The sequence below is a fragment of the Acidimangrovimonas sediminis genome, from assembly GCF_002871005.1.
GTDB lineage: Bacteria > Pseudomonadota > Alphaproteobacteria > Rhodobacterales > Rhodobacteraceae > Acidimangrovimonas > Acidimangrovimonas sediminis.
This window is the reverse complement of record NZ_PHSN01000012.1, coordinates 118,283-144,202: the sequence shown is the minus strand read 5'-3', so window position 1 is coordinate 144,202 and position 25,920 is coordinate 118,283. Positions and strand designations below refer to the sequence as shown.

Genomic DNA, 25,920 nt, shown 5'->3' with positions numbered 1-25,920 from the left:
TCAATTCTCTCCGCTGGGCGTGGGCGCCTTGCGCGGGGCGGCAGGGCGCAGAAGATGGCGCGCGCCGACGCGGGCCTCGCCGATCAGGCCGCGCGGCCGCCACAGCAGGATGGCGCAGAGCGCGACGCCGATGGTGACGATCTGGAGCGAGGCCGCGCGGGCCTGCTGGTCGGCGGGCACGACGGCCGAGATCAGGGCCGCCGACAGCGCCCAGATCCCCCAGACCACGACCGACCCCAGGATCGCGCCGCGGTTGTTGCCCGAGCCGCCGACGATCAGCATCGCCCAGACCTGGAAGGTCAGCGTGGGCTGATAGTTGTCGGGGGCGATGAAGCCGATGAAATGGGCCTGCGCCGCCCCCGCCAGCCCCATGATCGCGCCGCCGAGGGCGAAGGCCTGCAAGCGGAAGGCGACCGCGCTCTTTCCCAGGGCCTGGGCGGCGGTCTCGTCCTCGCGGATCGCCTTGAGGGCGCGGCCCCAGGGGCTTTGCGCAAGACGTTCCAGCGCGAGGTAGAGCACTGCGACGACGGCGGCGATCAGCGCGAGGTTGGCCGCGCCGAACAGGAACGGCCGGCCGGCGAGCGCCGCGAAGGGGCGCGGGATGAAGCCCACGCCGAAGGGGCCGCCGGTGACCGGCTGGAAGTTCAGCACGCACAGCTGGATCGAGACCGCCGCGCCGAAGGTCGCGATGGCGAGGTAATCGGCGCGCAGCCGGATCGTCAGCGCGCCGATCAGGAAGGTCACCAGCGCGGTGGCCAGCGCGGCCCCGACCCAGCCCACGGCGATCGGCAGCCCGAAGCCGCCCAGGTGACTGGCGCTTTCCGGGGTGGTCAGCAGGGACGAGACATAGGCGCCGACCGCCACGAAGCCCGCGATTCCCACGTTGAAGAGGCCGGTCTGCCCCCATTGCACGTTCAGCCCGAGGCAGACGATGCCATAGGTCAGCGCCATGGTGAGGAAGAAGAAGCCGTAGCTGAGGATGTCGATCATCCGGCCCTCCCGAACAGGCCGCGCGGGCGCACCAGCAGGATCACGACGAGGATGACGAAGGCCACGGCGGCGCGCCATTCGGCTCCGACGACCGCCACGGTCATCGATTCCGCGACGCCGACGATCAGGCCTGCCAGCATCGCCCCCGGCACCGATCCGATCCCGCCGAGGATCGCCGCGGCAAAGAGCGGCAGCAGCAGGTCGAGGCCCATCTCGGGCCGGATCTGCACCACGAGGCCCGACATCACGCCGGCGACGCAGGCAAGGCCCGCCCCCAGCGCCCAGACGGTGCGGATCACCCGCCGCGCGTCGATCCCCGCAAGCCCGGCCAGCTGCCGGTTCTCGGCCACCGCGCGCATCGACCGGCCCATGGCGGTGCGGGTCAGCAGCAGGTGGATCGCGGCCACGAGGATCAGCGCGACCGCCACGGTCAGAAGCTGGTCGGGCGTCGCGCGCATGCCCCCGCCGACGGGCGCCGCGATCTGCAGCTCTGTGCTGAAATAGCGCGGGCTGGAGGTGAAGATGAATTCGATCATGTTGCGCAGCGCCAGCGCGGCGCCGAAGCTGGCCATCACGAGGATGATCACCGCGCTGCCGCGGCGTCGCAGCGGCCCGAACAGCAGCGCGTCGACCCCCAGCGCGAGGCCGGCGGTCAGGATCACCGCCAGCACCAGCGCGACCGGCAGCGTCCAGCCGAAGGAAAACGGCCCGATCGGCTGGACGTCCCCGCCCGTCAGCGTCCCGAGGGCCGAGGCGATCGCCAGCGCGAGATAGGCGCCCCAGGAGATGAACTCTCCATGCGCGAAATTGGCGAAGCGCAGGATCGAATAGGTCAAGGTGATGCCGATCGCGCCAAGCCCGATCATCGCGCCCGCGACCACCCCGTCCATCAGAACCTGTGGCGTCATCCGCGGTCCTCCGTGGTGGTGCCGTGCTGCCGGCCGTGCCCGCCGAGGAAGAGCTTGCCGAGGGTGTCGCTCTCGGCAAGGCCGGCCGCGGGGGCGTCGAGGCGCACCCGACCCTCGACCAGCACGACGGCGCGGTCGGCGATGGCGAGCGCGGCCTTGACGTTCTGTTCCACCAGCACGGTGGTGACGCCGCCGCGGTTGATCTCGCGCAGGCGGGCAAAGACCTCGGACACCACCTTGGGTGCGAGGCCGGCCGAGGGTTCGTCTAGGATCAGGACCGAGGGCCCGACGATCAGCGCCCGCGCGACGGCAAGCATCTGGCGCTGTCCGCCCGAAAGCTGCCCCGCGCGCAACGACCGAAGCCGCGCGAGATCGGGGAACATGTCGTAGAGCGCGGCGATGCGTCCGGCGCGGTCGGGCCGGGGCAGGACCTGCGCCGCGATCAGAAGGTTCTCGTGGATCGACATTGTGGTGAAGACGTTCTCGGTCTGCGGCACGAAGGCGAGGCCGTGGCGCAGCCTTTCGTGCGGCGCGAGCGCGGTCAGGTCCGCGCCGCCCAGCGTGACCGCGCCCGCATGCACCGGCACCAGGCCCGCGATCGTCTTGACCAGTGTCGACTTGCCCGCGCCGTTGGGGCCAAGGAGCAGCAGGAATTCCCCCTCGTGCACCTCCATCCCGACCTCGCGCACGATCGGCAGATCGCGCTCGTATCCCGAGGTCAGCGCCCGGGTGGCGAGGAGCGGCGCGTTCATGGCGCGTCTCCGAGGTAGGCGGCGATCACCGCGGGGTCTGCGGCCACGGCGTCGGGCGTGCCCTCGGCCAGGAGCCGGCCCGCGGCCATCACCACGGCGCGACTGCACAGCCGCGCCACCATGTCCATGTTGTGTTCGATCAGCAGGATGGTCTTGCCCGCGCCGTTGAGCGCGACGATGCGGTCGATCAGCAGGTCGAGGAGCGCGGGGTTCACCCCCGCCGCCGGCTCGTCCAGAAGCAGGACGTCGGGATCGGCCATCAGCACCCGGGCGAGTTCCAGAAGCTTGCGCTGACCGCCGGACAGGACGCGGGCGGGTTCCAGTTCCAGATGCGAAAGGGTGACGAATTCGAGCAGGGCGCGCGCCTTCTCGATCGCCGCGCGTTCCTCGGCGGCGACGCGGCGCGGCGCGAGGAAGTTGGCCCAGATCCCTTCGCCGGTCTGGGACTGGGCGCCGACCAGAACGTTCTCGAGCACGCTCATCTCGGCGAAGGGGCGCGGGATCTGGAAGGTGCGCCCGACGCCGCGCCGGATGCGGCGGGTCGGTCCTTCGCCGGTGACGTCGGCGGACCCGATCAGGATGCGCCCCGAGGTCGGCCGCAGGCTGCCCGCGACGAGGTTGAACATCGTCGTCTTGCCGGCACCGTTCGGGCCGATCAGCGCGACCATCTCGCCGCGCCCGAGGCTCAGCGACATCTCGTCGACTGCGCGCATGCCGCCGAAGGCCATGGTCACGCCGACAGCGCTGAGCGCCGGATCCGCCCCCGCCGCCGGTTGCCCGGCCGCGGCAGGCGCAAGGCTTGCCGAAGGGGTCATCGCAGCCTTCCCTGTTTTCCAGATCAGCTATCTTCGATCTGTGATTTTTGATCAAATATCTTGACCGTTTTCGATTTGGCAAGATAATTCTCGGGCAACTTCAGCGGAGGTGCGACGTGATCGGCGCAAAGGCTGACAGGGTGGAGAGCCGGGACGGGGGCGGCGTGCTGGGCCCCATCGCGCGCGACTCTCTTCAGGAACGCGTCTACCGGCGGCTTCGGCGATCTCTCATTCATGGGGAGTTCGACGCGGGGCAGGTGCTGCGCATCCAGGACCTGGCCGATACCCTGCAGACCAGTACCATGCCGGTGCGCGAGGCGCTGGCGCGGCTGGTGTCGGAACAGGCGCTGGAGTCCTTGCCCAGCCGGTCCGTCCGGGTGCCGCTGATCGAGGTTGCCCGCCTCGACGATCTGGCCCGCGCCCGGTCGCTGGTGGAGGGGGAGCTGGTGCGGCTTGCCACCGACCGGCTGAAGGGCAGCGGCTGCGCCCACCTCCATGCCCTGACCGAGGAATGCGAGGCGGCCTTTGCCGCCGGCGGGCCGGAGAAGCAGCAGACCACGTCGGAGCTGAACCACGCCTTCCACTTCGCGATCTACGGTGCCGCGCGTTCGCCCGTGCTGCTGCCGATCGTGGAAAGCCTGTGGCTGCAATCCGGGCCCTATGTGCGGGCGGCGGCCGGGCTTTATGACGCGACGCCGGCGGGCCGGGCGGTGCGCCATCACCGCACCCTGATCGCCGCGATGGACCGCGGCGACCACGCCGGCGCGGTGAGCGCGCTGACCGAGGACATCACCCAGTCCTTCAACCTGATCCGCACCCGGCTGGTGCGGGAGGACGCGGTGGCTGACGGTCCCGGGGCCGGGGCCGGAGACGTCGGGGGCGGGGTGCGCGATGGCTGATCCCGCGGACGACGGTTTCGAGCTTTACGACCTGCGGGTCGAGGTGATCGTGCCGGAGGAGGGGCCGGTCCTGTGCGGCGCGCGGCCCGGCGATCATTTCGAGCTGCGGGGCGAGATGCTGCACCTGCCGCCCGGTCAGGGCTTCTCGATCTACTCGCTGGCCGCGGTGCTGCCGCTTCTGGCCGCCAAGCAGCGCCCGACCGATGCCAACGACTGGATGACCACGGACGCCGAGATCGCCTGTCCCGATCCGAACTGCGTGACCCGGCTGCGCATCACCCGCACCGGCAAGCGCAGGTTCCGCCATTCCGAAACCACCCTTGTTCCGCTGCCAGAGAAGTGACCCGCCATGCAGACGCGCAACCTAGCCCCCGGCCATACCATATCGCGCGTGATCCGTGGCGGCTGGCAGATGGCCGAGGGCCATGGCAGTGCCGTATCCGACGCCGCCGTTGACGACATGGTGGCCTTTGCCGACGCGGGCATCACCACCTTCGACTGCGCCGACATCTACACTGGGGTCGAGGCGCTGATCGGCCGGTTCCGCGACCGCTACCGCGACCTGCGCGGGGCCGAGGCGCTTTCGCGGATCCGTGTGCACACCAAGTGCGTGCCCGACCTCACGCTGCTGCATACGCTGCGGAAATCCGACATCGAGGCGACGATCGACACCTCTCTTTCGCGGCTGGGGGTGGAGCGGCTCGACCTCGTGCAGTTCCACTGGTGGGATTACGCCGCGCCGAAGTGGCTGGAGGCCGCGGGCTGGCTGGAGGAGTTGCGGCAGGCGGGCAAGATCGCCCGCATCGGATCGACCAATTTCGACACCGCCCACATGCGCGCGATCTGCGAGGCGGGGGTGCCGCTGGTGTCGATCCAGGTGCAGTATTCGCTGCTCGACCGCCGGCCGGAAAAGGCGATGGCGGCGGCCGCGGCCGAGCATGGCGTGTCGCTGCTGTGCTACGGCACGGTGGCGGGCGGGTTCCTGTCGGACCGCTGGCTGGGGCAGGCGGAACCCGCCGGCGCGCTCGAGAACCGCTCGCTGGTGAAATACAAGCTGATCATCGACGATATCGGCGGATGGGACCTGTTCCAGGCCCTGCTGGCCGAGCTGCGCCGGATCGCCGATGCCCATGGCACCGATATCGCCACGGTTGCCAGCGCCGCGATGCTGGACCGGCCGGGGGTGGCGGCGGTGATCGTGGGGGCGCGCAACCGCACGCATCTGGCGGGCAACCTCGCGATTTCCGACCTGGCCCTCGGCGCCGCGGACCGTGCCGCGATCGATGCCGTGCTGGCCGAGGCCCGTCCGCTGGAGGGCGACGTCTACGAGCTGGAGCGCGACCGCAACGGCCGGCACGGGGCGATCATGAAATACAACCTCAACAACGAGGCCGTCTGACGCCCGGGCAAGCGCCGGGGCCGTAGACCGACCGTGAAGACAACCACAAAGAAGGCGCAAAGCGCCGTACCAACCGGGAGACTGACCATGAGAAAGCTTCTTTTGTCGAGCGTGCTGGCGGCATCTGCCGGCATCGGCGCCCTGCCGTCCCATGCCGCGGATTGCGACATCACCGTCGGCGTGGTGATGTCGCTGACCGGCCCCGCCGGCGTCTACGGACAGGCGGGCGCCAAGGCCGTCGACATGGCCTTCCGCGACCTCAACGAGGCCGGCGGCGCGCATGGCTGCAAGATCGTGTCGAACACACGCGACGCCCAGAGCCAGGGTACCGTCGCCGTCGACCAGGCCTCGCAGCTGGTGAACATCAAGAAGGTACCGGTGATCATCGGCGGCATCATCTCGTCGGTGTCGATCCCGATCCTGACCTCTGTCACCGCGCCGGCAGGGGTGGTGCAGGTCTCGCCCGCCTCCTCCTCGCCCACGCTGACCCAGCTTGGCCGCGACGGCAAGACGGACGGGGTGTTCTTCCGCACCATCACCTCGGATGCGCTGCAGGGCACGGCGGCGGCGAAATACGCCATGGACCAGGGGCTGAAGAAGCTGGCGATCATCTACGTCAACAACGACTTCGGCGCCAACATGATGCAGGAGTTCAAGGCCGCCTACGAGAAGCTGGGCGGCGACATCACCTCGGTCACGCCCTACAACGAGAAGCAGTCGAGCTACAATTCCGAGGCCGACGCGGCGATGAAGGGCGATCCGCAGGCGCTCTATCTCATCAGCTATCCGGTGGACGGGGCGACGATCGCGCGGGCCTGGATCTCGCACGGGGGGCCGCAGAAGTTCCTGCTGAACGACGGGATGAACTCCTCCGACTTCATCAAGGCGGTGGGGGCGAAGTACCTCAACGATGCCTTCGGCACCTCGTCGGGTACGGCCGAGACGGCCTCGACCAAGTATTTCTACGACAATTTCACGGCCTTCTCGGGCGGTATCAAGCCCGATGCGCCGGCGGCCGACCGTTCATATGACGCGGGGGCCATCGTCGCGCTGGCGATCGCCAAGGCCGACAAGCCGACGCCGGCGGCGATCAAGGCGGCGATCCCCGAAGTGGTGGCCCAGGACGGCACGCCGATCTACGCCGGCAAGGCCGAGTTCGCCAAGGCGCTGAAGCTGATCAAGGAAGGCAAGCCTATCCGCTACGAGGGCGTCATCGGCCCGGTCGATTTCGACAAGTACGGCGACATCACAGGCCCGTTCCGCCTGTGGCGGATCAAGGACGGCGCGGTGACGACCGTCGGCACGATGAGCGCGGACGACGTGACCAAGCTCAAGTCCGGACTGTCGAAGTAACCGGCCCCGCCGCCGGACCCTCCCCCGATCCGTGCCCTGTGCGGGGTCGGGGGGGCCGAAACTCAGGCGCTCCGGCCTGTCTGCGTCTGCTGTCTTGGCAGACATAGCTTTCGACGCTTTCAGATCCCCCGGGAAAGCGACCGGCACACTGCCTTCGCGACGCCCCACATGCGGACGGCGGCGGGGGGGCGGGAGATCGGCGGTTGCGGCAGGGCGGAGGGCATGTGCATGATCGGGCGGCAGGATTTCAGGAGGTGAGCGCATGGCCCCGAGGCAGAGACGGCGGCGGCAATGGCATGGACGGGGCCTTGCCGCCTGTCTTGGTGGGGCGGTGGTGGCGCTGGGGCTGGCCGTTTCGGTGACGCTGGGCGCGGCGGGGCCTGCACGGGCCGACTGGCGCAAGCCGCTTGCCGACGATTTCGAAGGAACGACCTTCGCGCCCGGCGGCGGGCTCTTCTTCAAGAAGAACTTCGAGCAATCGGCGGGGAAGGTCACCTTCGAGAAGGGGCCCGGCGCCTTTTCCGGCAAGGGGTATCTGAAGCTGTCGGTGCGTCACATCTGCCCGCCGGGCCGCGAGGGCTGCAGCGAGCGGGCCGAGATCTGGCAGCGAACGCGGAACCGCGTGCCCTTCGGCGCCGGCATCTGGGACGGTTTCGCGGTGCGTTTCGCCAAGCCCATCCCGCGCGATGACCACCGCTATGTCATCGCCCAGTGGAAGCGCGAGATCGACCCTGGTGCCAAGGGCGACTGGAGCCCGTTCCTGGCGATCCGCATGGATCGGGGCAAGCTGTTCGTCACGGTGGAAACCGACTGGGCCAAGGCGGTTTCGGTCGGGCCGAAGGGGGTGCGCGCGCGCTGCCCCGCGGGGCAGACGCCGGTCTGGCTGCGCCCGAAGACGCACCAGATGCGGGCCCTCGTGGTGGCCGACCGCGGGTTCGAGAAGGGCGACGCGACCGATTTCAACGCCTGCACCGACCGGATCCGCGTGACCCGGCACGGCGCGCCCCTGCCGCAGCCCGGCACCAAATGGGTGGACTACGTGATCTACAGCCGCCCGGGCGCGCATGGCAAAGGCCATATCGAGATCTTCGCCGACAACCGCTGGATCGCCACGGTGAAGGGCGACATCGGGTTCGACGCGCCGGGGCTTGGCAAGAACCAGTATTTCAAATTCGGCCCCTATCGCGACGGCGAACAGGGGATCTGGACGATGTATTACGACGACTTCCGCCGCAGCCCGCAGTGTCGGGACGTGTTGAAGGATGCCGCGCTCTGCGCCAAGGTGCGCTGAGCGCCACGCGATCGGATCGGCAGACATGAGCCTCGACACAGCCCCAGCGGCCCCCGGCAGGGGGACCGCGGCCCCGGCGGGGGTCGACGTTCTCAGGATCGAGGGGCTCGACATCTCCTTCCCGATCTTCGGCGGCGCGGTCGAGGCGGTCCGGCAGGCGAGCTTTCGCGTGCTGCCGGGCAAGGTGACGGCGCTGGTGGGCGAATCCGGATCCGGCAAGTCGGTGATCGCGAGCGCGGCGATGGGCCTCTTGCCTGAGCGTGTGAACCTGTCGGGCCGCATCCTCTTCACCGATCCGAAGACGCCGCAGAGCCCGGTCGACATCCTGACCCTGCCGCAGGACGGCCGCGCGCTCCGGGCGCTACGCGGCAGCCGCATCGCCAAGATCTTCCAGGAGCCGATGACCTCGCTCTCGCCGCTCCACACGATCGGCAACCAGATCTCCGAGGTGCTGGCGATTCACGAACCGAAGACCGGCAAGGAGGAACGCCGCGCGCGGTCGGTCGAGATGCTGCGCCTCGTGGGGTTCCGCGACCCGGACCACGCCTTCGACATGTATCCGTTCGAGATGTCGGGCGGGATGCGTCAGCGCGCGATGATCGCGATGGCGCTGATCTGCAAGCCGGCGCTTCTGATCGCGGACGAGCCGACGACCGCGCTGGACGTGACGATCCAGGCCCAGATCCTGGGGTTGCTGCGCGAGTTGCAGACCGAGCTGGGCATGGGCATGCTGCTGATCACCCACGACCTGGGGGTGGTGGCGAACGTCGCCGACGAGGTGGTGGTGATCTACCACGGCCGGATCATGGAGGCGGGCCCGGTGGGGCCGATCTTCCGCAATCCGCAGCATGCCTATCTCAAGGGGCTGATGGCGGCGCTGCCGCATTTCGAGATGGCCCCGGGCGAGCGGCTGAAATCGCTGCGCGAGATCCCGGCGGCGGCGGGGCGGCTCGGTCTCGGCCCCGGGTCTGGTTCAGGCGCCGTCGCGGTCCCCGTCGCTGGCGCGGCCAGGGCCAGTGCGGCTAGGCCCAGTAAGGGTGGGGCCGGTGCGGGCCATGACGGGACGCTGCTGCGGGTGCGCGATGTATCCGTCAGTTTCCAGTCCAAGGCACGGCGCGGGCCGGCCGGCGCGCGCGAGAAGGTGCGCGCGGTCGATGGCGTCAGCTTCGATATCCGGCGCGGCGAATGCCTCGGGCTGGTGGGCGAGAGCGGATCGGGCAAGACCACGCTGAGCAAGCTGCTGATGCGGGCGGTCACGCCCGAGCAGGGCAGCGTCATCCTGGAAAGCTCCGGCCAGGGGGACGCCACGGGAACGATCGACGTCCTGCGCGCCCAGCGGTCGGAGCTGACGGCGCTGCGCAGCCGGATGCAGATGATCTTTCAGGATCCGGTGTCGTCGCTGTCGCCGCGGATGACGGTGCGCAATATCCTGGCCGAACCGCTGGAGATTCACCGCCGCGGCACGCGGCGCCAGCGTGACGAGGCGGTGGAGCGGCTGATGTCGGCGGTCGGGCTCGACCGGTCTTTCCTCAACCGCTACCCGCACAGCATGTCGGGCGGCCAGCGTCAGCGGGTGGGCATCGCCCGGGCGCTGGCGCTTGGCCCGGAACTGATCGTCTGCGATGAGCCGGTCTCGGCGCTCGACGTGTCGGTTCAGGCGCAGATCCTCAACCTGCTCAAGGACATGCAGAAGGAGCTGGGGCTGACCTATCTGTTCATCTCGCACAACCTTGCGGTGGTGAACTACATGGCCGACCGGATTGCCGTGATGTGCGCCGGGCGGATCGTCGAGATGGCCCCGCGCGAGGTGCTGATGAACCGCCCCGTGCATCCCTACACCCGCGACCTGCTGGCCGCGGTCCCGTTCCCCGATCTCGACCGCAAGCTCGACTTCCCGCATCTGGCGCAGGGGCGGGTTTCGTCCGGGCGAGGCTGGCCCGAGGCGTTCCGCGACGCCGAGGCGGGTGGCGGCGCACCGCTTGCGCGGGTCGGGCTGGGCGCGGACCACTGGGTTCTCGCCCGCCCCGACCTGCCGCTGCCCGATCCCCGGCCGTCCGATCCCCGGCCAACCGGGGTCGCGGGGTGACGCCGCAACCGGGGCGCGAATGCCACAGCGCGGAGTTCTGACCGTCGCGGGCTTGCCAACCGGGTTGCGCGACGTAATGTCGCCATGCGCGCCTTGCGGAGGGAATTGCCGGAATGGCAGAACCGGTGTGCGATTGACTTCGGATGAGGGACAATTTCATCCAGCACAGGTAAAGGACGGCGGATCTGGGCGCGTCGACTGCCCCCCGGGGCGGCGGCACGAAGGAGGAGCGGCGCAGATCGCCGATGGGTGGCTGGCGGTGACACCGGCGGACATCGCGACATACGAAGAAGGGCCGCCCATGCTGCGTCGATTCAAAGATGCCAAGATCCTGATGTACAGCCACGACACCTTCGGGCTGGGGCATCTGCAGCGCTGTCGGGCCATCGCCCACGCGCTGGCCGAGGATTACCGCGGATTGCAGATCCTGATCATCTCGGGCGCGACGATCGCGGGGGCCTTCAACTACCGCGCCCGGGTGGATTTCGTGAAGATCCCCAGCGTGATCAAGCTGCGCAATGGCGAATATACCCCGCTGGAGGAGCATATCGACCTCAAGGACCTTCTGAAGGTGCGCCAGTCGATGATCTTCAACGCCGCCGAAAGCTTCGCGCCGGATATCTTCATCGTCGACAAGGAACCCCTCGGCCTGCATGGCGAGGTAGAGGAGACGCTGGTCTATCTCAAGGCGCGGGGCACCCGGCTGGTGCTGGGGCTGCGCGACATCATGGATTCGCCCCATCTCCTCGACGCGGAGTGGAAGCGCAAGGAGGTGCTGCCGCGGATCGGCGACATCTACGATGACATCTGGGTCTATGGCCCGAAGGAATTCTACGATCCGCTCACCGGGCTGGACGTGCCCGAGACGGTGCGCGCCAAGATGAATTTCGTGGGCTTCCTGCAACGTTCCCTGTCGGACCGGGTGGTGAAGGAGGACACGATCCACGGCCTTCCGCGCGGCGGCTACCTGCTGGTCACCCCGGGCGGGGGCGGCGACGGGGCCGAGATGGTGGGCAACGTGATCGACGCCTACCACGCGACGCCGGACTTGCCGCTGCCCGCGCTTGTCGTGCTCGGGCCCTACATGCGCGCCTCGGACCGCGAGGCGCTGATCGCGCGGGCGGCGGATCTGCCGCAGCTGCATATCATCGAGTTCGACAACCAGATGGAAAAGGTCATCGCGGGGGCTGCGGGCGTGGTCGCGATGGGGGGTTACAACACCTTCTGCGAGATCCTGTCCTTCGACCGCCCGGCGCTGATCGTGCCACGCGTCCAGCCGCGGGAGGAGCAGCTTCTGCGGGCCTGGCGCGCGCGCGAACTGGGCCTTGTCGAGATGCTGCTGCCCGAAGAGGCGGCCGATCCGGCGCGGATGGGGGCGGCGCTGGCCGCGCTGCCGGACCAGCCCGCGCCCTCGGCCAACGGCCGCGGCCTGCGGCTCGAGGGGCTGACCCATATCTCGGAGCTGGTGGGCGGCTGGCTCGACGCGGCCGAGCGGGGCCATCTGAAGCTGGTCAGGGGCTAGGGATGGGCGGAACACGGCCGTCGAGGCTGGTGGTCCTGCTCAAGGGCTATCCCCGGCTTTCCGAGACCTTCATCGCGCAGGAGCTGCTGGGGCTGGAGCGCGCGGGTTTCGACCTGGCGCTGGTGTCGCTGCGCCATCCGACGGACAAGAAGCGCCACCCGATCCACGACGAGATCCGCGCGCCGGTGATGTACCTGCCGGAATACCTTCACCAGGAGCCGCTGCGCGTACTGCGCGCGGTGTTCGCCGCCCGGCGCCGGCCCGGTCTGGGTGCGGCCTTCCGCGCGTTCCGCGCCGATCTTGCGCGGGATCTCACGCGCAACCGGGTTCGGCGCTTCGGGCAGGCGCTGGTTCTGGCGGCGGAATGGCCCGGGGGCGGCGACTGGCTGCATGCCCATTTCATCCACACCCCGGCCTCGGTCGCGCGTTACGCAAGCCTGCTGACCGGCACGGGGTGGAGCTGTTCGGCCCATGCCAAGGACATTTGGACCTCGCCCGACTGGGAGCTGTCGGAAAAGCTGGGGGGACGCGTGGGGCCCGCCGACTGGACGGTGACCTGCACCTCGGTCGGGGCGCAGCAGCTGCGCCGTCTCGCCGGACCCCGGGCCGACCGGGTGCACCTGAGCTATCACGGGCTCGACCTGTGCCGTTTCGCGCCGAACCCGGCCGAGCCCTCGGGCCGGGACGGCAGCGATCCGGGCGATCCCGTGCGCCTGCTCAGCGTCGGCCGGGCGGTGGAGAAGAAGGGTTACGACGTGCTGCTCGAGGCGCTGGCGCGCCTGCCCGCGGGGTTGCACTGGCGGTTGGAACATATCGGCGGCGGCGACCTGCTGCCCGCGCTTCAGGCGCAGGCGGAGCGGCTGGGTCTTGCCGACAGGATCGACTGGCGCCGGGCGCAGGACCAGCGCGAGGTTCTGGCGCGCTACCGCGCCTCGGACCTTTTCGTGCTGGCCTGCCGGATCGGCCATGACGGCGACCGCGACGGTCTGCCCAACGTGCTGGTCGAGGCGTCGAGCCAGCACCTCGCCTGCCTGTCCACCGATGTCTCGGGGGTGGTCGAACTGCTCGACGACGGCGAGACCGGGGTCGTTGTCCCGCCCGAGGACCCCGCCGCGCTGGCTGCCGCGCTGACGCGCCTGATCGGGGATCCCGGGGCGCGCGCCCGTCTCGGGGCGGCCGCCGAGGCGCGGGTGCGGGCGGAGTTCGACTGCCACGCGAGCATCGATACCCTGGCCGGGCTGTTCGGCCGGCCCGATGCGGAGCAGGCGGCATGAGCGCGCCTGTCGCCCCCGCCGCACGCCCCCCGCGCGCGCTGTTCTACGTCCAGCACCTTCTGGGCATCGGCCACCTTGCGCGCGCCAGCCGGATCGCGGCGGCGATGGCGGCCGACGGGTTCGAGGTGACGATGGTCACCGGCGGCCTGCCGGTGCCGGGCTTTCCCGGGCCGGGTGTCGCCCATGTCGCGCTGCCGCCGATCCGGTCGGGCGACGCGGGGTTCACCGGGCTGACCGATGCCGAGGGCCGCCCGGTCGACGATGCCTTCAAGGCGATGCGCCGCGACCGCCTGCTGGAGACGTTCCGCGAGGCCGGGCCCGACGTGGTGATCATCGAGGCCTTTCCCTTCGGCCGCCGCCAGGTCCGGTTCGAGCTTTTGCCGCTGATCGAGGCGATCGCGGCCAGCCGGCCGCGCCCCCTGCTGGTCAGCTCGGTCCGCGATATCCTTCAGGCCAACCGCAAGCCCGGGCGCGATGCCGAGACGGCGGAACTGGTGGAACGCGCGTTCGACGCGGTGCTGGTGCATGGCGATCCGGCCTTCGTGCGGCTGGAGGACAGCTTCCCCGAGGCCGCGCGGATCGCCGACCGGGTGCAGTATACCGGCCTCGTTGCCCCCGTTGCCCCTGCGGCCCCTGCGGCTCCGGCCGAACGTCACGACGTCACCGTCTCGGCCGGGGGCGGGGCGGTGGGTCGCGCGCTGATCGAGGCCGCGGTGGGGGCGGCGCGGCTGATGCCGGACCTGACCCGCTGGTGCGTGGTCACCGGCCCGAACCTGCCGCAGGGCGAATACGATGCGATCGCCGCGGCCGCCCCGTCCGGCGTCACGCTGCATCGCTTCCGCGAGGATTTCGTGCGGGTGCTGGCGGGCAGCCGGCTGTCGGTCTCGCAGGCGGGGTACAACACGGTCTGCGACGTGCTGGTCGCGGGGTGCCGGTCGGTCCTTCTGCCCTTCGCGGCGGGTGGCGAGACCGAGCAGGGCGTGCGCGCCGAACGCCTTGCCGCGCAGGGCCGCGCCGTGGTCCTGCCGGAGGAGGGGCTGACGCCGGAGCGGATGGTCGAGGCGATCCGCCGCGCGCTGCGGGGGCCCGACCCGGCGCGGATCGCGCTGGACCTCGACGGCGCGGCGGGAACGGCCCGGATCCTGCGCGCGATGATCGGCGGCCACGCGGCACGGGCGCGGTGAAGATTGTCCCCGCCCGAAGAGCTGATGTAACCTTGCGACGGGAGGGACGGCGCAGGAGGGGCGGCGCGTCCGTCTCCATGGGCTCCACGGGGCGACAGGGATGAAGCTGACCGGATGAACACACCGCTTGAACGAAGTCTCGCGCGCTATATCTGGGCGACGACGCGGCCGCAGCAGACATGGATCCTCTGCATCGTCCTTCTGTCGATGATCCCCTATTTCATGGCCTTCGACCTGCCGAAGCAGATCGTCAACGGCCCGCTGCAGGGCGACGGGTTCGAGACCGCGGGCGCCACGCAGACGTTCATGGACATCTCGTTCAACCTGCCGTGGCTCGGCCAAGTCACCCTGTTCCCGGGGGTGGAGCTGGACCGTCTGTCGACGCTTTATGCGCTGAGTTTCGTGTTCCTGGGGCTGGTGATCGTCAACGGCCTCTTCAAGTTCTACATCAACACCTACAAGGGCCGTCTGGGCGAGCGCCTGCTGCGGCGCATCCGTTTCGATCTTGTCGACCGGGTGCTGCGCTTCCCGCCCGCGACCTTCAAGAAGGTCAAGGGCGCCGAGATCGCCAGCATGGTCAAGGACGAGGTGGAGCCGCTTGGCGGTTTCACCGGCGAGGCCTTCGTCTCCCCCCTGTTCCTGGGCGGGCAGGCGGTCACGGCGCTGGCCTTCATCTTCATGCAGAACCTGATGCTGGGTCTCCTGACCGCCGGGCTTGTGAGCGCGCAGGCCCTGCTGATCCCGCGGCTGCGCCGGCGGCTTCTGGTGCTGGGGCGGGAACGCCAGCTGACGGCACGGGAATTCGCCGGACGGGTGGGCGAGATCGTCGAGGGGATCGGCACGATCCACGCCTACGACACCTCGAACTACGAACGCGCCGACGTGGCCCACCGGCTGGGCCGGATCTTCCGCATCCGCTACGACATCTACCAGTGGAAGTACCTGGTCAAGTTCATCAACAACTTCCTCGCCTCGGTGACGCCGTTCCTGTTCTACCTCGTGGGCGGGATCCTGACGCTGCGCGGGCATCTCGACCTTGGCCAGCTGGTCGCGGTGATCGGCGCCTACAAGGACCTGCCGGGCCCGCTGAAGGAGCTGATCGACTGGGACCAGCAGCGCCAGGATGTCGAGGTGAAGTACCAGCAGGTCGTCGGCCAGTTCGACGTCGACCCGCTGATCGCGCCGGATCTCCACGCCCTCGCGCCCGAGGCGCCCGAGGCCGATTTCTCGCAGCTCGCCCTGTCGAACCTGACGGTGAGCGACGATGGCGGTTCGGTGCTTCTGAACCACGTGAGCCTGCGGTTCCAGCCGGCCGAGAGGGTCGCGCTCTACGGTCTCGGCGCCAGCGGGGCGGACGTTCTGGCCGAGGCGCTGGGGCGGCAGGTCTGGCCCACCACCGGGCGGATCACGGTGGGAGAACAGGATCTTCTGGCGCTGCCGGAATCGGTGACCGGGCGGGCGATCACCTACGTGCCCTCGGATCCCTACTATTTCTACGGCACGCTCGAGGAGAACCTGCTTTACGGCCTCAAGCACGCGCCGCTGACGGAATCGCGCGAGGATCCGAATGCCAAGTACAGCCGCGCCTGGGAAAAGCGCGAGGCGCGCTCGGCCAACACGCCCTATTTCGACCGTGGCGCCGACTGGGTCGATTACGGCGCGGCGGGGATCTCGGGGGCTGACGATCTGGGCGCCCTGCTGCGGCCGATCTTCGAGGCGACCGAGCTGACCGACGACATCATCAACTTCGCGATGCACACGACGTTTCCCGCGGCGCATCTTGGCGAGATGGCCGAGCGCATCGTCAGCGTCCGCGCGAAGCTGTTGCCGACGCTGGAGGCCGCAGGGCTGAAGGGGGCGGTGCTGCCCTACGATCCGGCGACCTACAACCCCGAGGCGACGGTGGCCGAGAACCTGCTGTTCGGCAACGCCACCGGCGTGCGCCTCGCCCCCGAGAACGTCAGCCACGAGACCTATTTCCGCAGCCTCGTGATCGAGACCGGGTTGAACAAGGCGCTGTTCGAGATGGGCCGCAGGATCGCCGAGGCAACGATCGACCTGTTCGGCGACCTGCCCGAGGATCACCCGTTCTTCCACGACCTGACCTACATGACCCATGCCGAGATCCCGATCTACCGGCAGATCCTCAAGCGGGTCGAGGGCAAGTCGGTGCAGGAGGCCTCGGACGAGGACCGCGCCGCGCTCATCGGCCGGCTGGCCGGCGCCTATGTCGAGCCGCGCTACCGCTTCGGACTGCTCGACGACGAGTTGCGCGACCGCATCGTGTCGTTCCGCAAGCTGTTTCGCGAACGGTTGCCGGACTACCTCAAGGGCGAGATCGAGTTCTACGACCCCGAACGCTACATGGACTCGGCCAACCTGCTGGTGAACCTGCTGTTCGGCCGGCTCGACAGCCGGCTGTCCAAGACCTCGTTCCGTCAGGCCCGCGGCGTGCTGCGCAAGTTGCTGCGCGACGAGGGGCTGGGTACCCGGGTTCTGATGCTGGGGCTGGAATATCACGTCGGCAGCGGCGGGCGCCGGCTCAGCCCCGTGCAGCGCCAGAAAATTGGCCTCGCACGTGCCCTGGTGCGCCAATCCGCCTACTTTGTGTTCAATCGCCCGGTGACGGCGATGGATTCCCGTTTACAATCGTCGATTATGAAGAATGTTCTGGCGCTGCTGAATGAACGGGACGCTCCGCCGGGGGTATTGTGGGTGCTGTCCGATCATGGAGAGCTTGATCTGTTCGATCGCGTGGTCGTGCTCGAGAGCGGGCGGCTCGTCGAAGACGGCTCCACCGCCGAGGTCGCTTCGGCCGATCATACTTCGGGAGGGCTGCTGACGGCCTGACACGGGGGGCCCCGAAACGGGGCAATGACAGGGATGAAACAACGTGCCGGGAAAAAGGCGCGAGAACGTAAAAGAGACGAACATGACGCTGAATGACGAGGCCTTGCTGCTCAAGCGTATCCCTCTGTTTTCGGGGGCGACGCCCGGTGCGCTGAAACTTCTGGCGTTCACCTCCGAGCGGCTGTCCCTCGGCGTGGGCGAAGCGCTGTTTCACCATGGCGACTCGGGCGAGGCCGCCTATGTGATCCTGACCGGACGCCTGGAGATCCTGGCCGAGCGGACCGGAAAGGACGTCCGGCTGGTGGAGCTTGGTCCGAATTCGCTGGTGGGCGAGATCTCGATCCTCTGCGGCGTGGCCCGGACCGCGACGGTCCGCGCGGTGACGCCGAGCGAAGTTCTCAGGATCGGCAAGGATCCGTTTCTCAAGCTGCTGCACGATTCGCCCGAGATGGCCGAGCAGGTCATCCGGGTGCTGGCCGACCGGCTGAGCAAGACCACGGCGGAACTGACGCGGTTGAAGGCCGAGCAGGCGCTGGGGCGCGTCTGACGTGACCGCCGGCACCTTCGACATCACGGTCTTCGGCGCGCGCGGCAGCCTGCCCGTCTCGGGGCCGGAATACGTGCGCTACGGCGGCGGAACCATGTGCATCGGGATGGTCTGCGGCGACCGCCCGCTGGTGTTCGACGCGGGCACGGGCATCCTGCGCGCGGGGCCCTGGCTCGAGGCGCGGAGCAGTGGGCAGGCGGATCTGTTCTTCACCCATTCGCACTACGACCATGTGATCGGCCTGCCGTTCTTCGCCCCGCTCTACGACGCCCGGCGCGCGCTGCAGATCTGGTCGGGCACGGCCCCGGGTCACATGGGCAGCGAGGCGATCGTCGACGGGATCTTCTCGGCACCGTGGTTCCCGGTGACCCGCGACGCCTGCAAGGCGCATCTGGGCTATCACGACTTCACGCCCGGCGACACGATAGATCTGGGCGGCGGCATCATGATACGGACCGCCCCGCTGAACCATCCCGGTGGCGCGACCGGCTATCGCGTGGAGTACGGCGGCCGCTCGGCGGCGATCATTACCGATACCGAGCATGAGGAAGGCGTGCTGGACGCCAACGTGCTGGCGCTGATCGACGGGGTGGACCTGTTCTTCTACGACGCCTGCTACACCGACGCGGAGCTGCCGAAGAAGCGCAAGTTCGGCCATTCGACATGGCAGCAGGCGGTGCGGCTGGCCAGTGCCGCCGGGGTGGCGCGGGTCGGGCTGATCCACCACGCGCCCTTCCGCACGGACGATCAGGTCGACGAGATCGAGCGCGCGGCCCAGGCCCTGCTGCCGGGGGCGTTCTGCGCGTTCGACGGGCAGGAGATCAGCCTGTAGCTGCCGCCCCCGGGTCGATCCAGACACAGCCGGGATGGGCTGCAGTGGCGGCGAATAACGCCTCGATGAACGCCCAGGCCGCGGCGTCGTGGACAAGGTGGTGGGTGAGGAAACCCATCGTGCCCTCTGGCCCCATCCGGTCCATGCGTGCGACGATTTCGGCCACCAGCGCCGCGGCGGGACGGCCGCCGCGGGTGCCGTGCCAGTCGATCAGGTCGACATGGGTGTTCATCTCGGTCAGCGGGCCGGGGCGTTCGGGCCCGAAGACCGACAGCGTGCGGAACCCGGCCTCTGCCAGCGCCGGCAGCAGGGCGCGGTCGATCCGGTTCCACGGCGGCACCAGCATCGGCAGGCAGCGCGCGCCATAGATGTCGCGCAGCTTTTCCAACCCCTGGGTCAGTTCTGCGGTGGTCTCCCCGGCGGGCCGGTGCGGGCCCAGTTCCTGCTTCTTCTCGCCGGGGGGGGCGTGGTTCTCATGCGCCCAGCCGTGCACCGCGACGCGCAGCTGCGGCGCGCCCGCCAGCCGGGCTGCCAGCGGTGCGCCGGTATCGCGCGGGATGACGGCAAGGGTCAGCGGCACCGCGGCCTCGGCCCCCAGCGCCAGCAGCTGGTCGAGCGCCGCGCCCGGCGTCACGGCGTCGTCGTCGCGCAGCCAGAAGCGCGCGGGAACACCGGTGTCCGCCCGGCGGTCGAGGGCCGCGCGCAGCGGCGCGAAGGGGTCATGTGTATCGCTCATGCCGCCCCCTTGAGACATCCGGCGAGGATCGCGTCAAGCCTCTCGCCCGCCCGCGCGGCCGAGCGTTCGCCCAGGACGAAGTCGCGCGCGGCCGCGCCCATCCGGTCGCGCAGCGCAGGATCGTCCAGCAGCCGGGCAAGGGCTGCGGTCAGGGCGGCGGTGTCGCCCTCGGGCACCAGAAGGCCGGTGCGCCCCTCTGCCACGACGTCGGGCACCCCGGCGGTTGCCTCGGCCACCACCGGAAGCCCCGCGCATTGCGCCTCGAGATAGGCCAGGCCATAGGCCTCTCCGCAGCCGGGCCAGACGAGGAGGGCCGCGCGCGACAGGACCCGGGCCACCGCCTCGGGCGGCAATTGCCCGCACCATTCGATCCGGGGCAGGGGGATCCCGGCGAAGAGAGCGTCGACCGCGGCACGCTCTGGCCCGTCGCCCACGATCGCCAGCCGCCAGTCGCCGGTGAGGCCCGACAGCGCGGCGGCGAGGCGGCGGTAGCTTTCCAGCTTGTCGCCCGGCCGCATCATCGCGACCACGGCAAGCGTGCGGCTGTCGCCCGGACGGGCCTGCACCAGGGCGAAGGGCCCGGGGTCGAGGAAGGGCGGCAGCTCGGCGACGCGCGCCCCGGGCCGGGCGGCAAGGATCCCCTGCCGGTCGCGCCCGGTCAGGCAGATGTTCACGGCGGCAAGGTCGATCCCGGCCAGAACCTCGGCCTGCCAGCCGGCCCAGCCCTGGCCGTCGCGACGCGGTGAATGCGAGGTCTCGACCGTGACGTAAGGCAGGCCAAAGCGGCGGCAGAGGACCGGACCGATCAGGTCGGGCGCCTTGTAATAGGGGTGATAGGTCAGCCACAGCCGGGGCGGGGCGGTCTGGCGCCAGGCTTCGGTCAGGCGGGCGACCTCGGCCCCTGCAAGGGTGTGCAGATGGTCGAGCGCATCGGCGTAATTGTCGCGCGAGAAGGCGCGAAGGGTGGACATCTCGCGCACCCGGTGGCCCTTGCCCTCAAGCGCGGCCACCAGTTGGCGCGCCATCAGCCGATCGCCTGAAGGGACGGGATGCGCGGGCGACTTGAGCGGTGCGTAAAAGCCGATGTCCATCGCCGATGAGGTAGCGGCGGCACGGGCGCACTGTCAATCGCGCCCGTGCCGCTGTCCCACTATGCCGTGCCGGCGTTCAGGCGGATGCCGTCTCGGGCAGGGCGAAGGAGGCGATGGTCTTCAGCGCGCCGTCCAGCTCCACCCCCTTCTCGTCCTTCAGCGCGGCCTCGCGCAGGCGGCGCAACCAGTCGGCGGCATCCGCGCGCCCCTCGATCATCGGTAGGGCTCCCAGCACCCGGTCGTATTTCGACAGGCCCCGGGCGTGGGTGTCGCTGTAGCCCTTGATCAGCCGGCGGCAGCGCAGGATCTCCACCGCCAGCGCATAGTCGCTTTCCACCCGGGCGGCTGCGAGGGCATACCACGCGTCGAGATGCGCCATCTCGGCGCCGTGGCGCAGCATGCCGCGGCGGCGTGGGCGCATCCCGGCCACGACCCACAGCATCAGGAACCCTCTCAGGCTGTCAGTGCGGATCCGCCGGCCCTTGTTGATGAAGCCGTCAAGCCAGCGCGCCAGCCCCGGCCGGGCCTCGATCCAGCCGCCCAGACCCGCGGGAAGCGAGGCGCAGACCTCCTCGATCCGGGGGTGAAAATATTCGGTCACCTGAAGCACGGTCGCCTCGCCCGCGCCTACTTCGGTCCGAACCCGGGCTAGGCGGCTGGCGCGGGTCTTGAGGTCGGCCACGCGCACGATGTCGTCGTAACACATGGCATTCGCGATGTATTTCGCCGCCGCGATCGAGAAGTCGCGGCGCTCGCCCGTGTCGATCTTCAGTGCGGCATCGAGGCGGTCGAGGTATTCGCCGCCATAGGCCGCATCCTGATAATCGACGGTTTTGCGCAGCCCGGCCATCGCCATCTCGCACACCGGTTCGGGCAGGGCCTCGGCGCGCTGGACGAGGGCCTGCCACTGCCCCAGCTGCCCGGCGTCCCCGGTGGGGGCGGGTTTCGGCCCACGCACCGGCGCGGCCACGGGTTTCAGGATCGGCGGCTCGCCCCCCGCGGCCAGTGCCGCGCGGTCGGCCGCGGCCTTGTCATAAGCCAGGCCGAAGGCGCGCAGGCTTGCCTTGGCGCCGCGGCCAGAGGCCTCGATCGTCGCCTCGAAGCTTTCGCGCGGAAAGGGCAGCACGCCCGAGCCCGCCAGCGCCCCGAAGAGCGACGACGAGATGACCGAGCCCGCCTCCACCGCCATCTTCTCCATGTCGAAGCAGACGAAGTTGCGCGCGGCCTTGAGGGCTGCAGATTTCACCTCTGCCCCGTCGGCGCGCCCGTCGCCGGGAACGATCTTTTCCGATACCGCGGCGATGCGGTGATCCGACGCGATCAGGGTGGTGCGGTCCGGCGTGACGAAGCCGCGCAGGATGGCACGGCCCGCCTCCATCAGCTCGGCTGCGATCAGCACGTCGACGTCGCCCTGCGCGGGCGAGAGCGAGAACACCGGCTGGCGGCCCCGGTCGGGGCACATCTCGACATAGTAGATCGTGGCGCCCGTGCGCTGCGCCACCCCCGCGACCGAGGTCGATTGCGCGCGGAAGCCGTTGCGCTCTGCCACGTCGATGATCCAGTTGGTCAGCACGCCGCCGCCCTGACCCCCCACCGCCAGCGTGGCGATGGAGATGATGCGGTCCTCTGCGGCGGTGTCTTTCGGCGAAGGGGCGGGGGGCGAAAGGGGGGCGTTCATCTCAGACCTCCGCGAAGTTCAGGCGTTTTTCGGCACGGCGCGATTGCAGCCAGCCGATGGCGCGGCGGCGCATCCGGTCGGCGAATTTCTCGGCGCCGGTGGGATTGTGGATCGTGTCGGCGCGGTAGAAGGACGGGCAGAGCACCGCCGCCTCGGCCACCTCGCCGCAATTGCCGCAGCCCACGCAATTTTGGTCGATCGCCGCGACCGGATCGTCGCGCAGGGGATCGTCCAGCGTCTTGACGGAAAGCGAGGGGCAGCCCGAAAGCCGCATGCAGGCGTGGTCGCCGGTGCAGACGTCCTCGTCCACGCCGAAGCGGGGTTTGACGGCGCGCTTGCCGTCGGCGATGGCCTTGGCGACGATCGGCTTCTCGCGCCGCTGGCGGTTCAGCATGCATTCGGACGAGGCCACGATGACCTTCGGGCCTTTCTCCTTTGTGGTCAGCGCCTCCTTCAGCGTGGCCTGCATCTTGCCCACGTCGTAGGTGCGGTCGACCTGCCGGACCCATGTCGCGCCCATGCCCTTTACCGCGGCAGTGATCGGGTGTTTGGTCGACTTGGTCTTGTTGTCGGCGCGCGAGGACAGGATGTCCTGCCCGCCTGTGGCCGAGGAATAGAAGTTGTCGACGATGACGATGACGCCGTCGTTCTGGTTGAACACCGCGTTGCCGATCGACGAGGTCAGGCCGTTGTGCCAGAACCCGCCATCCCCGACGAAGGAGATCGAGCGGCGCTTTGCGTCCGGCGCGTTGAAGGCCGAGGCGGAAGCGGGCCCGAGGCCGTAGCCCATGGTCGTCGCCCCCAGTTCAAAGGGCGGCATGATCGAGAACAGGTGACAGCCGATGTCCGAGGCGATGTGGTGCTGACCCAGCTCCTCCTCCACCAGCTTGGTCGCGGCAAAGATCGGGCGTTCGGGGCAGCCGACGCAGAAGCCCGGCGGCCGGCCCGGCACGTTGGCGGCAAGGTTCGGCACGTCGATCACCGGCGCCTCGACATTCGGGGCGCGCACCGTGTCGGGCAGCATGTCGCCGGCGAAGTCGCGGATGAAATTCCCGATACTGTCCAGCATGACCTGTCCGGTGTATTCCCCGGCCATCGGCAGGTAATCCTTGCCCGCCAGCTTCACCGTCGCGCCGGAGCGGTAAAGCATCGCACCGAAGGCCTGTTCGATGTAGTTCGGCTGACCCTCCTCGACCACCAGCACCGCATCCTTGTCGCGGGCGAAGTCGAGGAACTCCTCGTCCACCAGCGGGTAGACGGCGTTGAGGACATACATCGGCACCTCGGTCTCGCCGTAGATGTCGGCGAGGCCCAGCCGTTGCAGCGCGCGGATCACGCCGTTGTACATGCCGCCCTGCATGACGATGCCGATCTTGCCGGACTTGGCGCCGAAGAATTCGTTGACCTTGTTCTTGCGGATGTAGTCGACCGCGGCGGGCCAGCGGGCCTTGATCTTCTCGTGCTCGTGCAGGAACGACGCGGGCGGCAGCACGATGCGGTTGGTGTCGCGCAGGGGCTTGTCCAGCGCATCGGCCACGGTCATCGACGGGCGCACGTTGTCGCGCGTCTCGAAGCTGCCGTGGACATGGCAGCAGCGGATCCTGACCTGCATCATCACCGGCGTGTTCGACGCCTCCGACAGCTCGAACCCGTTGCGCACGGTCTTCACGATGGTCGGAAGGTCGGGCCGCGGGTCGAGCAGCCAGACCTGGCTTTTCATCGCGAAGGCGTGGCTGCGCTCCTGCATGATCGACGAGCCCTCGCCGTAATCCTCGCCGACGATGATCAGCGCGCCGCCGGTGACCCCGCCCGAGGCGAGGTTGGCCAGAGCGTCCGAGGCCACGTTGGTGCCCACCGTCGACTTGAACGTCGCGGCGCCGCGGATCGGGTAGTGGACCGAGGCGGCCAGCATCGCCGTGGCCGTCGCCTCGGACGCCGAGGCCTCAAAATGCACGCCAAGTTCGCCCAGGATGTCCTGCGCATCGGCAAGCACGTCCATCAGGTGGCTGATCGGCGCGCCCTGGTAGCCGCCGACATAGCCCACGCCGCATTCCAGAAGCGCCTTGGTGATGGCGAGGATCCCCTCGCCCGAGAATTCCTCTCCGTCCCCGAGACGGAGTTTCTGCACTTCCTTGGCGAAGGACCGTTCGGCCATGGCGGGTCTCCCTGAGATGCAGCGAGGGGCGGCACGGGGGCCGCCGGGTCGCCCTTAGAATTCGTGGTGGCGGACGTTGCGCAGCATGCGGTGCAGCACGGACAGGAACGTCGCGTATTCGCTATCGCCGACGCCGCGGAACATGGCGCTGAACGCCTCCCACATCGTCGGCCAGAGGGTTTCGAACAGGGCGCGCCCGGCGTCGGTCAGGTAGATCCGGCGCACCCGGTTGTCGCTGTCGCTGGCCTCGCGCCGGACCCAGCCGGCGGCGGCCATGGTGTCGAGCGTGCGGCTCATCGTCGATTGCTCGAACACGCTGTAGACCGCCAGCTCGTTCAGTGTGGGCCCGTTCAGCGCGGCCAGCACGGCCAGCGCGCGCATCTGCGCGGTGGTGACGCCATGCTGTTTCAGCGTGTCGCGCAGGGTCGCGTTGTAGCGGCCCATGATGCGGTTCATCAGGTAGGGCGCGAATTGCTGCAGCCCGATCTCGCCGATGGCATGCACCGGCCCGGCCGCGACCGAAGGCGCCAGCGCGGCGGGGCCAGAGGCGCCCTCGGCGGGGTCTTCGATATCGTCGCGCGGCGCGGGCCGGGTCATCGCGGCACCTCCCGTCAGTCGGCGACCAGCGCCAGCACGCGGCAGGGGCTGCCGGTGCCGTGCTCGATCTTCAGCGGCGCCGCGATCAGGATCGCGCCCTTCGGCGGCAGCTTCTCCAGATAGCAGAGGCTGGCAAGGCCGTAGCGGTTGTTCTTGTGCATCAGGTTATGCGCGGGGAAGGGCGGTTCCATCCCGCCGGCAAGGCCCGCGTCGGTGCCGACGCATTCCGTGCCCCAGCCGATCGCGCCCTTCGACAGGATGTATTCGATGCAATCCGCGGTCGGCCCCGGGGTGTGGGGGCCGTTCTCGTCGGCGTTCAGATAGGCCGCCTCGTCGCCGTTGCGCTTGTACCAGTCGGTGCGCATCAGAACCCATTCGCCGGGCTGGATCTCGCCATGCTTGGCCTCCCAGGCCTTCACCATGTCGGCGGTCAGCAGGAAGTCGTGATCGGCCTCGGCCTCGGCCGAGCAGTCGATGACGTTCGCGGGCGCCACGAAGCTTTGCGCGGGGATCGTGTCGGTCGACCCGTCGGGATGATCCTTGCCGGTGATCCAGTGGTGCGGCGCGTCGAAATGAGTTCCCGAATGCTCGCCCACCTTGAGCCAGTTCCAGGCCCAGAACGGCCCGTTCTTGTCATAGGCCGAGATCGTGTGGATCTCGATCGGCGGGGTATCGACCGCCAGCTCCGGAGGCAGCTTCAGAAGCGGGGTCTTGGGCCCCAGCACCGCAGCCAGGTCGACGACCTTGACCTTGCCGCTGAGAAGAAGCCCGGCGAGATCCGCCAACGTGTCTGTTCCGCTCATCATCCACCTCCGGAAGTTTGTCCCTGATGGCGAAATGCTAGGGCCGGGGAATATGCGTTTGCAAGGATTTCGCGCGCGACGGGGGGTATCGGGTGCCAAGCCCGTCCCGCGACTGGATAAATTTTAAGCTTCAAGTAGTCTTCCTGGACGCTTTGCCG

22 protein-coding genes are annotated in these 25,920 nt (G+C 69.2%); 12 read left to right on the top strand and 10 right to left on the bottom strand.

Annotation, left to right across the window (positions count from 1 at the left end; all coding sequences use genetic code 11):
• From CVV76_RS11780 to CVV76_RS11765, 4 genes are read right to left on the bottom strand one after another with little or no spacing between them, the layout of a single operon-like run.
• Complete coding sequence (locus CVV76_RS11780) at positions 1-990, bottom strand: branched-chain amino acid ABC transporter permease (protein WP_102224843.1); 990 nt, start codon at positions 988-990, stop codon at positions 1-3.
• Entirely contained in the window at positions 987-1,898 is a 912-nt protein-coding gene (locus CVV76_RS11775) for a branched-chain amino acid ABC transporter permease (protein ID WP_102224842.1), read from the bottom strand. The genes CVV76_RS11780 and CVV76_RS11775 overlap by 4 nt, the downstream gene beginning before the upstream one ends.
• Positions 1,895-2,650, bottom strand: coding sequence for an ABC transporter ATP-binding protein (locus CVV76_RS11770; RefSeq protein WP_102224841.1), 756 nt, complete (start codon positions 2,648-2,650; stop codon positions 1,895-1,897). Before CVV76_RS11770 ends, CVV76_RS11775 begins: the two co-directional genes overlap by 4 nt.
• Positions 2,647-3,465 carry an ABC transporter ATP-binding protein gene (locus CVV76_RS11765; protein ID WP_102224840.1) on the bottom strand — a complete coding sequence of 273 codons (819 nt, stop codon included), beginning with the start codon at positions 3,463-3,465 and terminating at the stop codon, positions 2,647-2,649. The genes CVV76_RS11770 and CVV76_RS11765 overlap by 4 nt, the downstream gene beginning before the upstream one ends.
• Positions 3,466-3,581: 116 nt before the next feature.
• Between CVV76_RS11765 and CVV76_RS11760 the strand changes: the two genes are divergently transcribed.
• From CVV76_RS11760 to CVV76_RS11705, 12 genes are all read left to right on the top strand, one after another.
• A complete protein-coding gene (locus tag CVV76_RS11760) occupies positions 3,582-4,364 on the top strand; it encodes a GntR family transcriptional regulator (protein WP_233192823.1) in 783 nt (260 codons plus the stop codon).
• Positions 4,357-4,707 (top strand): TIGR04076 family protein, encoded by a 351-nt coding sequence (locus CVV76_RS11755; RefSeq protein ID WP_102224838.1) that lies wholly within the window; start codon positions 4,357-4,359, stop codon positions 4,705-4,707. Before CVV76_RS11760 ends, CVV76_RS11755 begins: the two co-directional genes overlap by 8 nt.
• Positions 4,708-4,713: 6 nt before the next feature.
• Positions 4,714-5,763, top strand: coding sequence for an aldo/keto reductase (locus CVV76_RS11750; RefSeq protein ID WP_102224837.1), 1,050 nt, complete (start codon positions 4,714-4,716; stop codon positions 5,761-5,763).
• An 87-nt stretch (positions 5,764-5,850) separates the two neighbouring features.
• Complete coding sequence (locus CVV76_RS11745) at positions 5,851-7,116, top strand: ABC transporter substrate-binding protein (protein ID WP_102224836.1); 1,266 nt, start codon at positions 5,851-5,853, stop codon at positions 7,114-7,116.
• A gap of 262 nt (positions 7,117-7,378) precedes the next feature.
• Positions 7,379-8,407, top strand: coding sequence for a polysaccharide lyase (locus CVV76_RS11740; RefSeq protein WP_102224835.1), 1,029 nt, complete (start codon positions 7,379-7,381; stop codon positions 8,405-8,407).
• A gap of 25 nt (positions 8,408-8,432) precedes the next feature.
• Complete coding sequence (locus CVV76_RS11735; RefSeq protein WP_102224834.1) at positions 8,433-10,493, top strand: dipeptide ABC transporter ATP-binding protein; 2,061 nt, start codon at positions 8,433-8,435, stop codon at positions 10,491-10,493.
• 301 nt (positions 10,494-10,794) lie between these two features.
• Positions 10,795-12,015: a glycosyltransferase family protein gene (locus CVV76_RS11730; protein ID WP_102224833.1), complete on the top strand. Its 1,221-nt coding sequence runs from the start codon at positions 10,795-10,797 to the stop codon at positions 12,013-12,015.
• A gap of 2 nt (positions 12,016-12,017) precedes the next feature.
• Positions 12,018-13,289: a glycosyltransferase gene (locus tag CVV76_RS11725; protein ID WP_102224832.1), complete on the top strand. Its 1,272-nt coding sequence runs from the start codon at positions 12,018-12,020 to the stop codon at positions 13,287-13,289.
• Positions 13,286-14,473, top strand: a complete 1,188-nt coding sequence (locus CVV76_RS11720) for a glycosyltransferase family protein (protein WP_102224831.1) — start codon at positions 13,286-13,288, stop codon at positions 14,471-14,473. The genes CVV76_RS11725 and CVV76_RS11720 overlap by 4 nt, the downstream gene beginning before the upstream one ends.
• 114 nt (positions 14,474-14,587) lie before the next feature.
• Entirely contained in the window at positions 14,588-17,323 is a 2,736-nt protein-coding gene (locus tag CVV76_RS11715; RefSeq protein WP_102224830.1) for an ABC transporter ATP-binding protein/permease, read from the top strand.
• Positions 17,324-17,405: 82 nt separating this feature from the next.
• Positions 17,406-17,870: a Crp/Fnr family transcriptional regulator gene (locus tag CVV76_RS11710; RefSeq protein ID WP_102224829.1), complete on the top strand. Its 465-nt coding sequence runs from the start codon at positions 17,406-17,408 to the stop codon at positions 17,868-17,870.
• Between the two features lies 1 nt (position 17,871).
• On the top strand, positions 17,872-18,702 hold the full coding sequence (locus CVV76_RS11705; RefSeq protein WP_199178583.1) for an MBL fold metallo-hydrolase: 831 nt from the start codon (positions 17,872-17,874) through the stop codon (positions 18,700-18,702).
• On the opposite strand, the gene CVV76_RS11700 is transcribed toward CVV76_RS11705, so the two are convergent.
• From CVV76_RS11700 to CVV76_RS11675, 6 genes are all read right to left on the bottom strand, one after another.
• Positions 18,692-19,438: a polysaccharide deacetylase family protein gene (locus tag CVV76_RS11700; protein ID WP_102224828.1), complete on the bottom strand. Its 747-nt coding sequence runs from the start codon at positions 19,436-19,438 to the stop codon at positions 18,692-18,694. The two genes, CVV76_RS11705 and CVV76_RS11700, sit on opposite strands and share 11 nt — an antisense overlap.
• Positions 19,435-20,463: a glycosyltransferase family 4 protein gene (locus CVV76_RS11695; protein ID WP_199178582.1), complete on the bottom strand. Its 1,029-nt coding sequence runs from the start codon at positions 20,461-20,463 to the stop codon at positions 19,435-19,437. Before CVV76_RS11695 ends, CVV76_RS11700 begins: the two co-directional genes overlap by 4 nt.
• A gap of 142 nt (positions 20,464-20,605) precedes the next feature.
• Positions 20,606-22,207 (bottom strand): indolepyruvate oxidoreductase subunit beta family protein, encoded by a 1,602-nt coding sequence (locus tag CVV76_RS11690; protein WP_102224826.1) that lies wholly within the window; start codon positions 22,205-22,207, stop codon positions 20,606-20,608.
• A gap of 1 nt (position 22,208) precedes the next feature.
• Complete coding sequence (locus CVV76_RS11685) at positions 22,209-24,362, bottom strand: thiamine pyrophosphate-dependent enzyme (protein WP_102224825.1); 2,154 nt, start codon at positions 24,360-24,362, stop codon at positions 22,209-22,211.
• A 54-nt stretch (positions 24,363-24,416) separates the two neighbouring features.
• Positions 24,417-24,959, bottom strand: coding sequence for a MarR family winged helix-turn-helix transcriptional regulator (locus CVV76_RS11680; protein WP_102224824.1), 543 nt, complete (start codon positions 24,957-24,959; stop codon positions 24,417-24,419).
• Positions 24,960-24,973: 14 nt separating this feature from the next.
• Positions 24,974-25,762 carry a cyclase family protein gene (locus tag CVV76_RS11675; protein WP_102224823.1) on the bottom strand — a complete coding sequence of 263 codons (789 nt, stop codon included), beginning with the start codon at positions 25,760-25,762 and terminating at the stop codon, positions 24,974-24,976.
• Positions 25,763-25,920 lie beyond the last annotated feature (158 nt).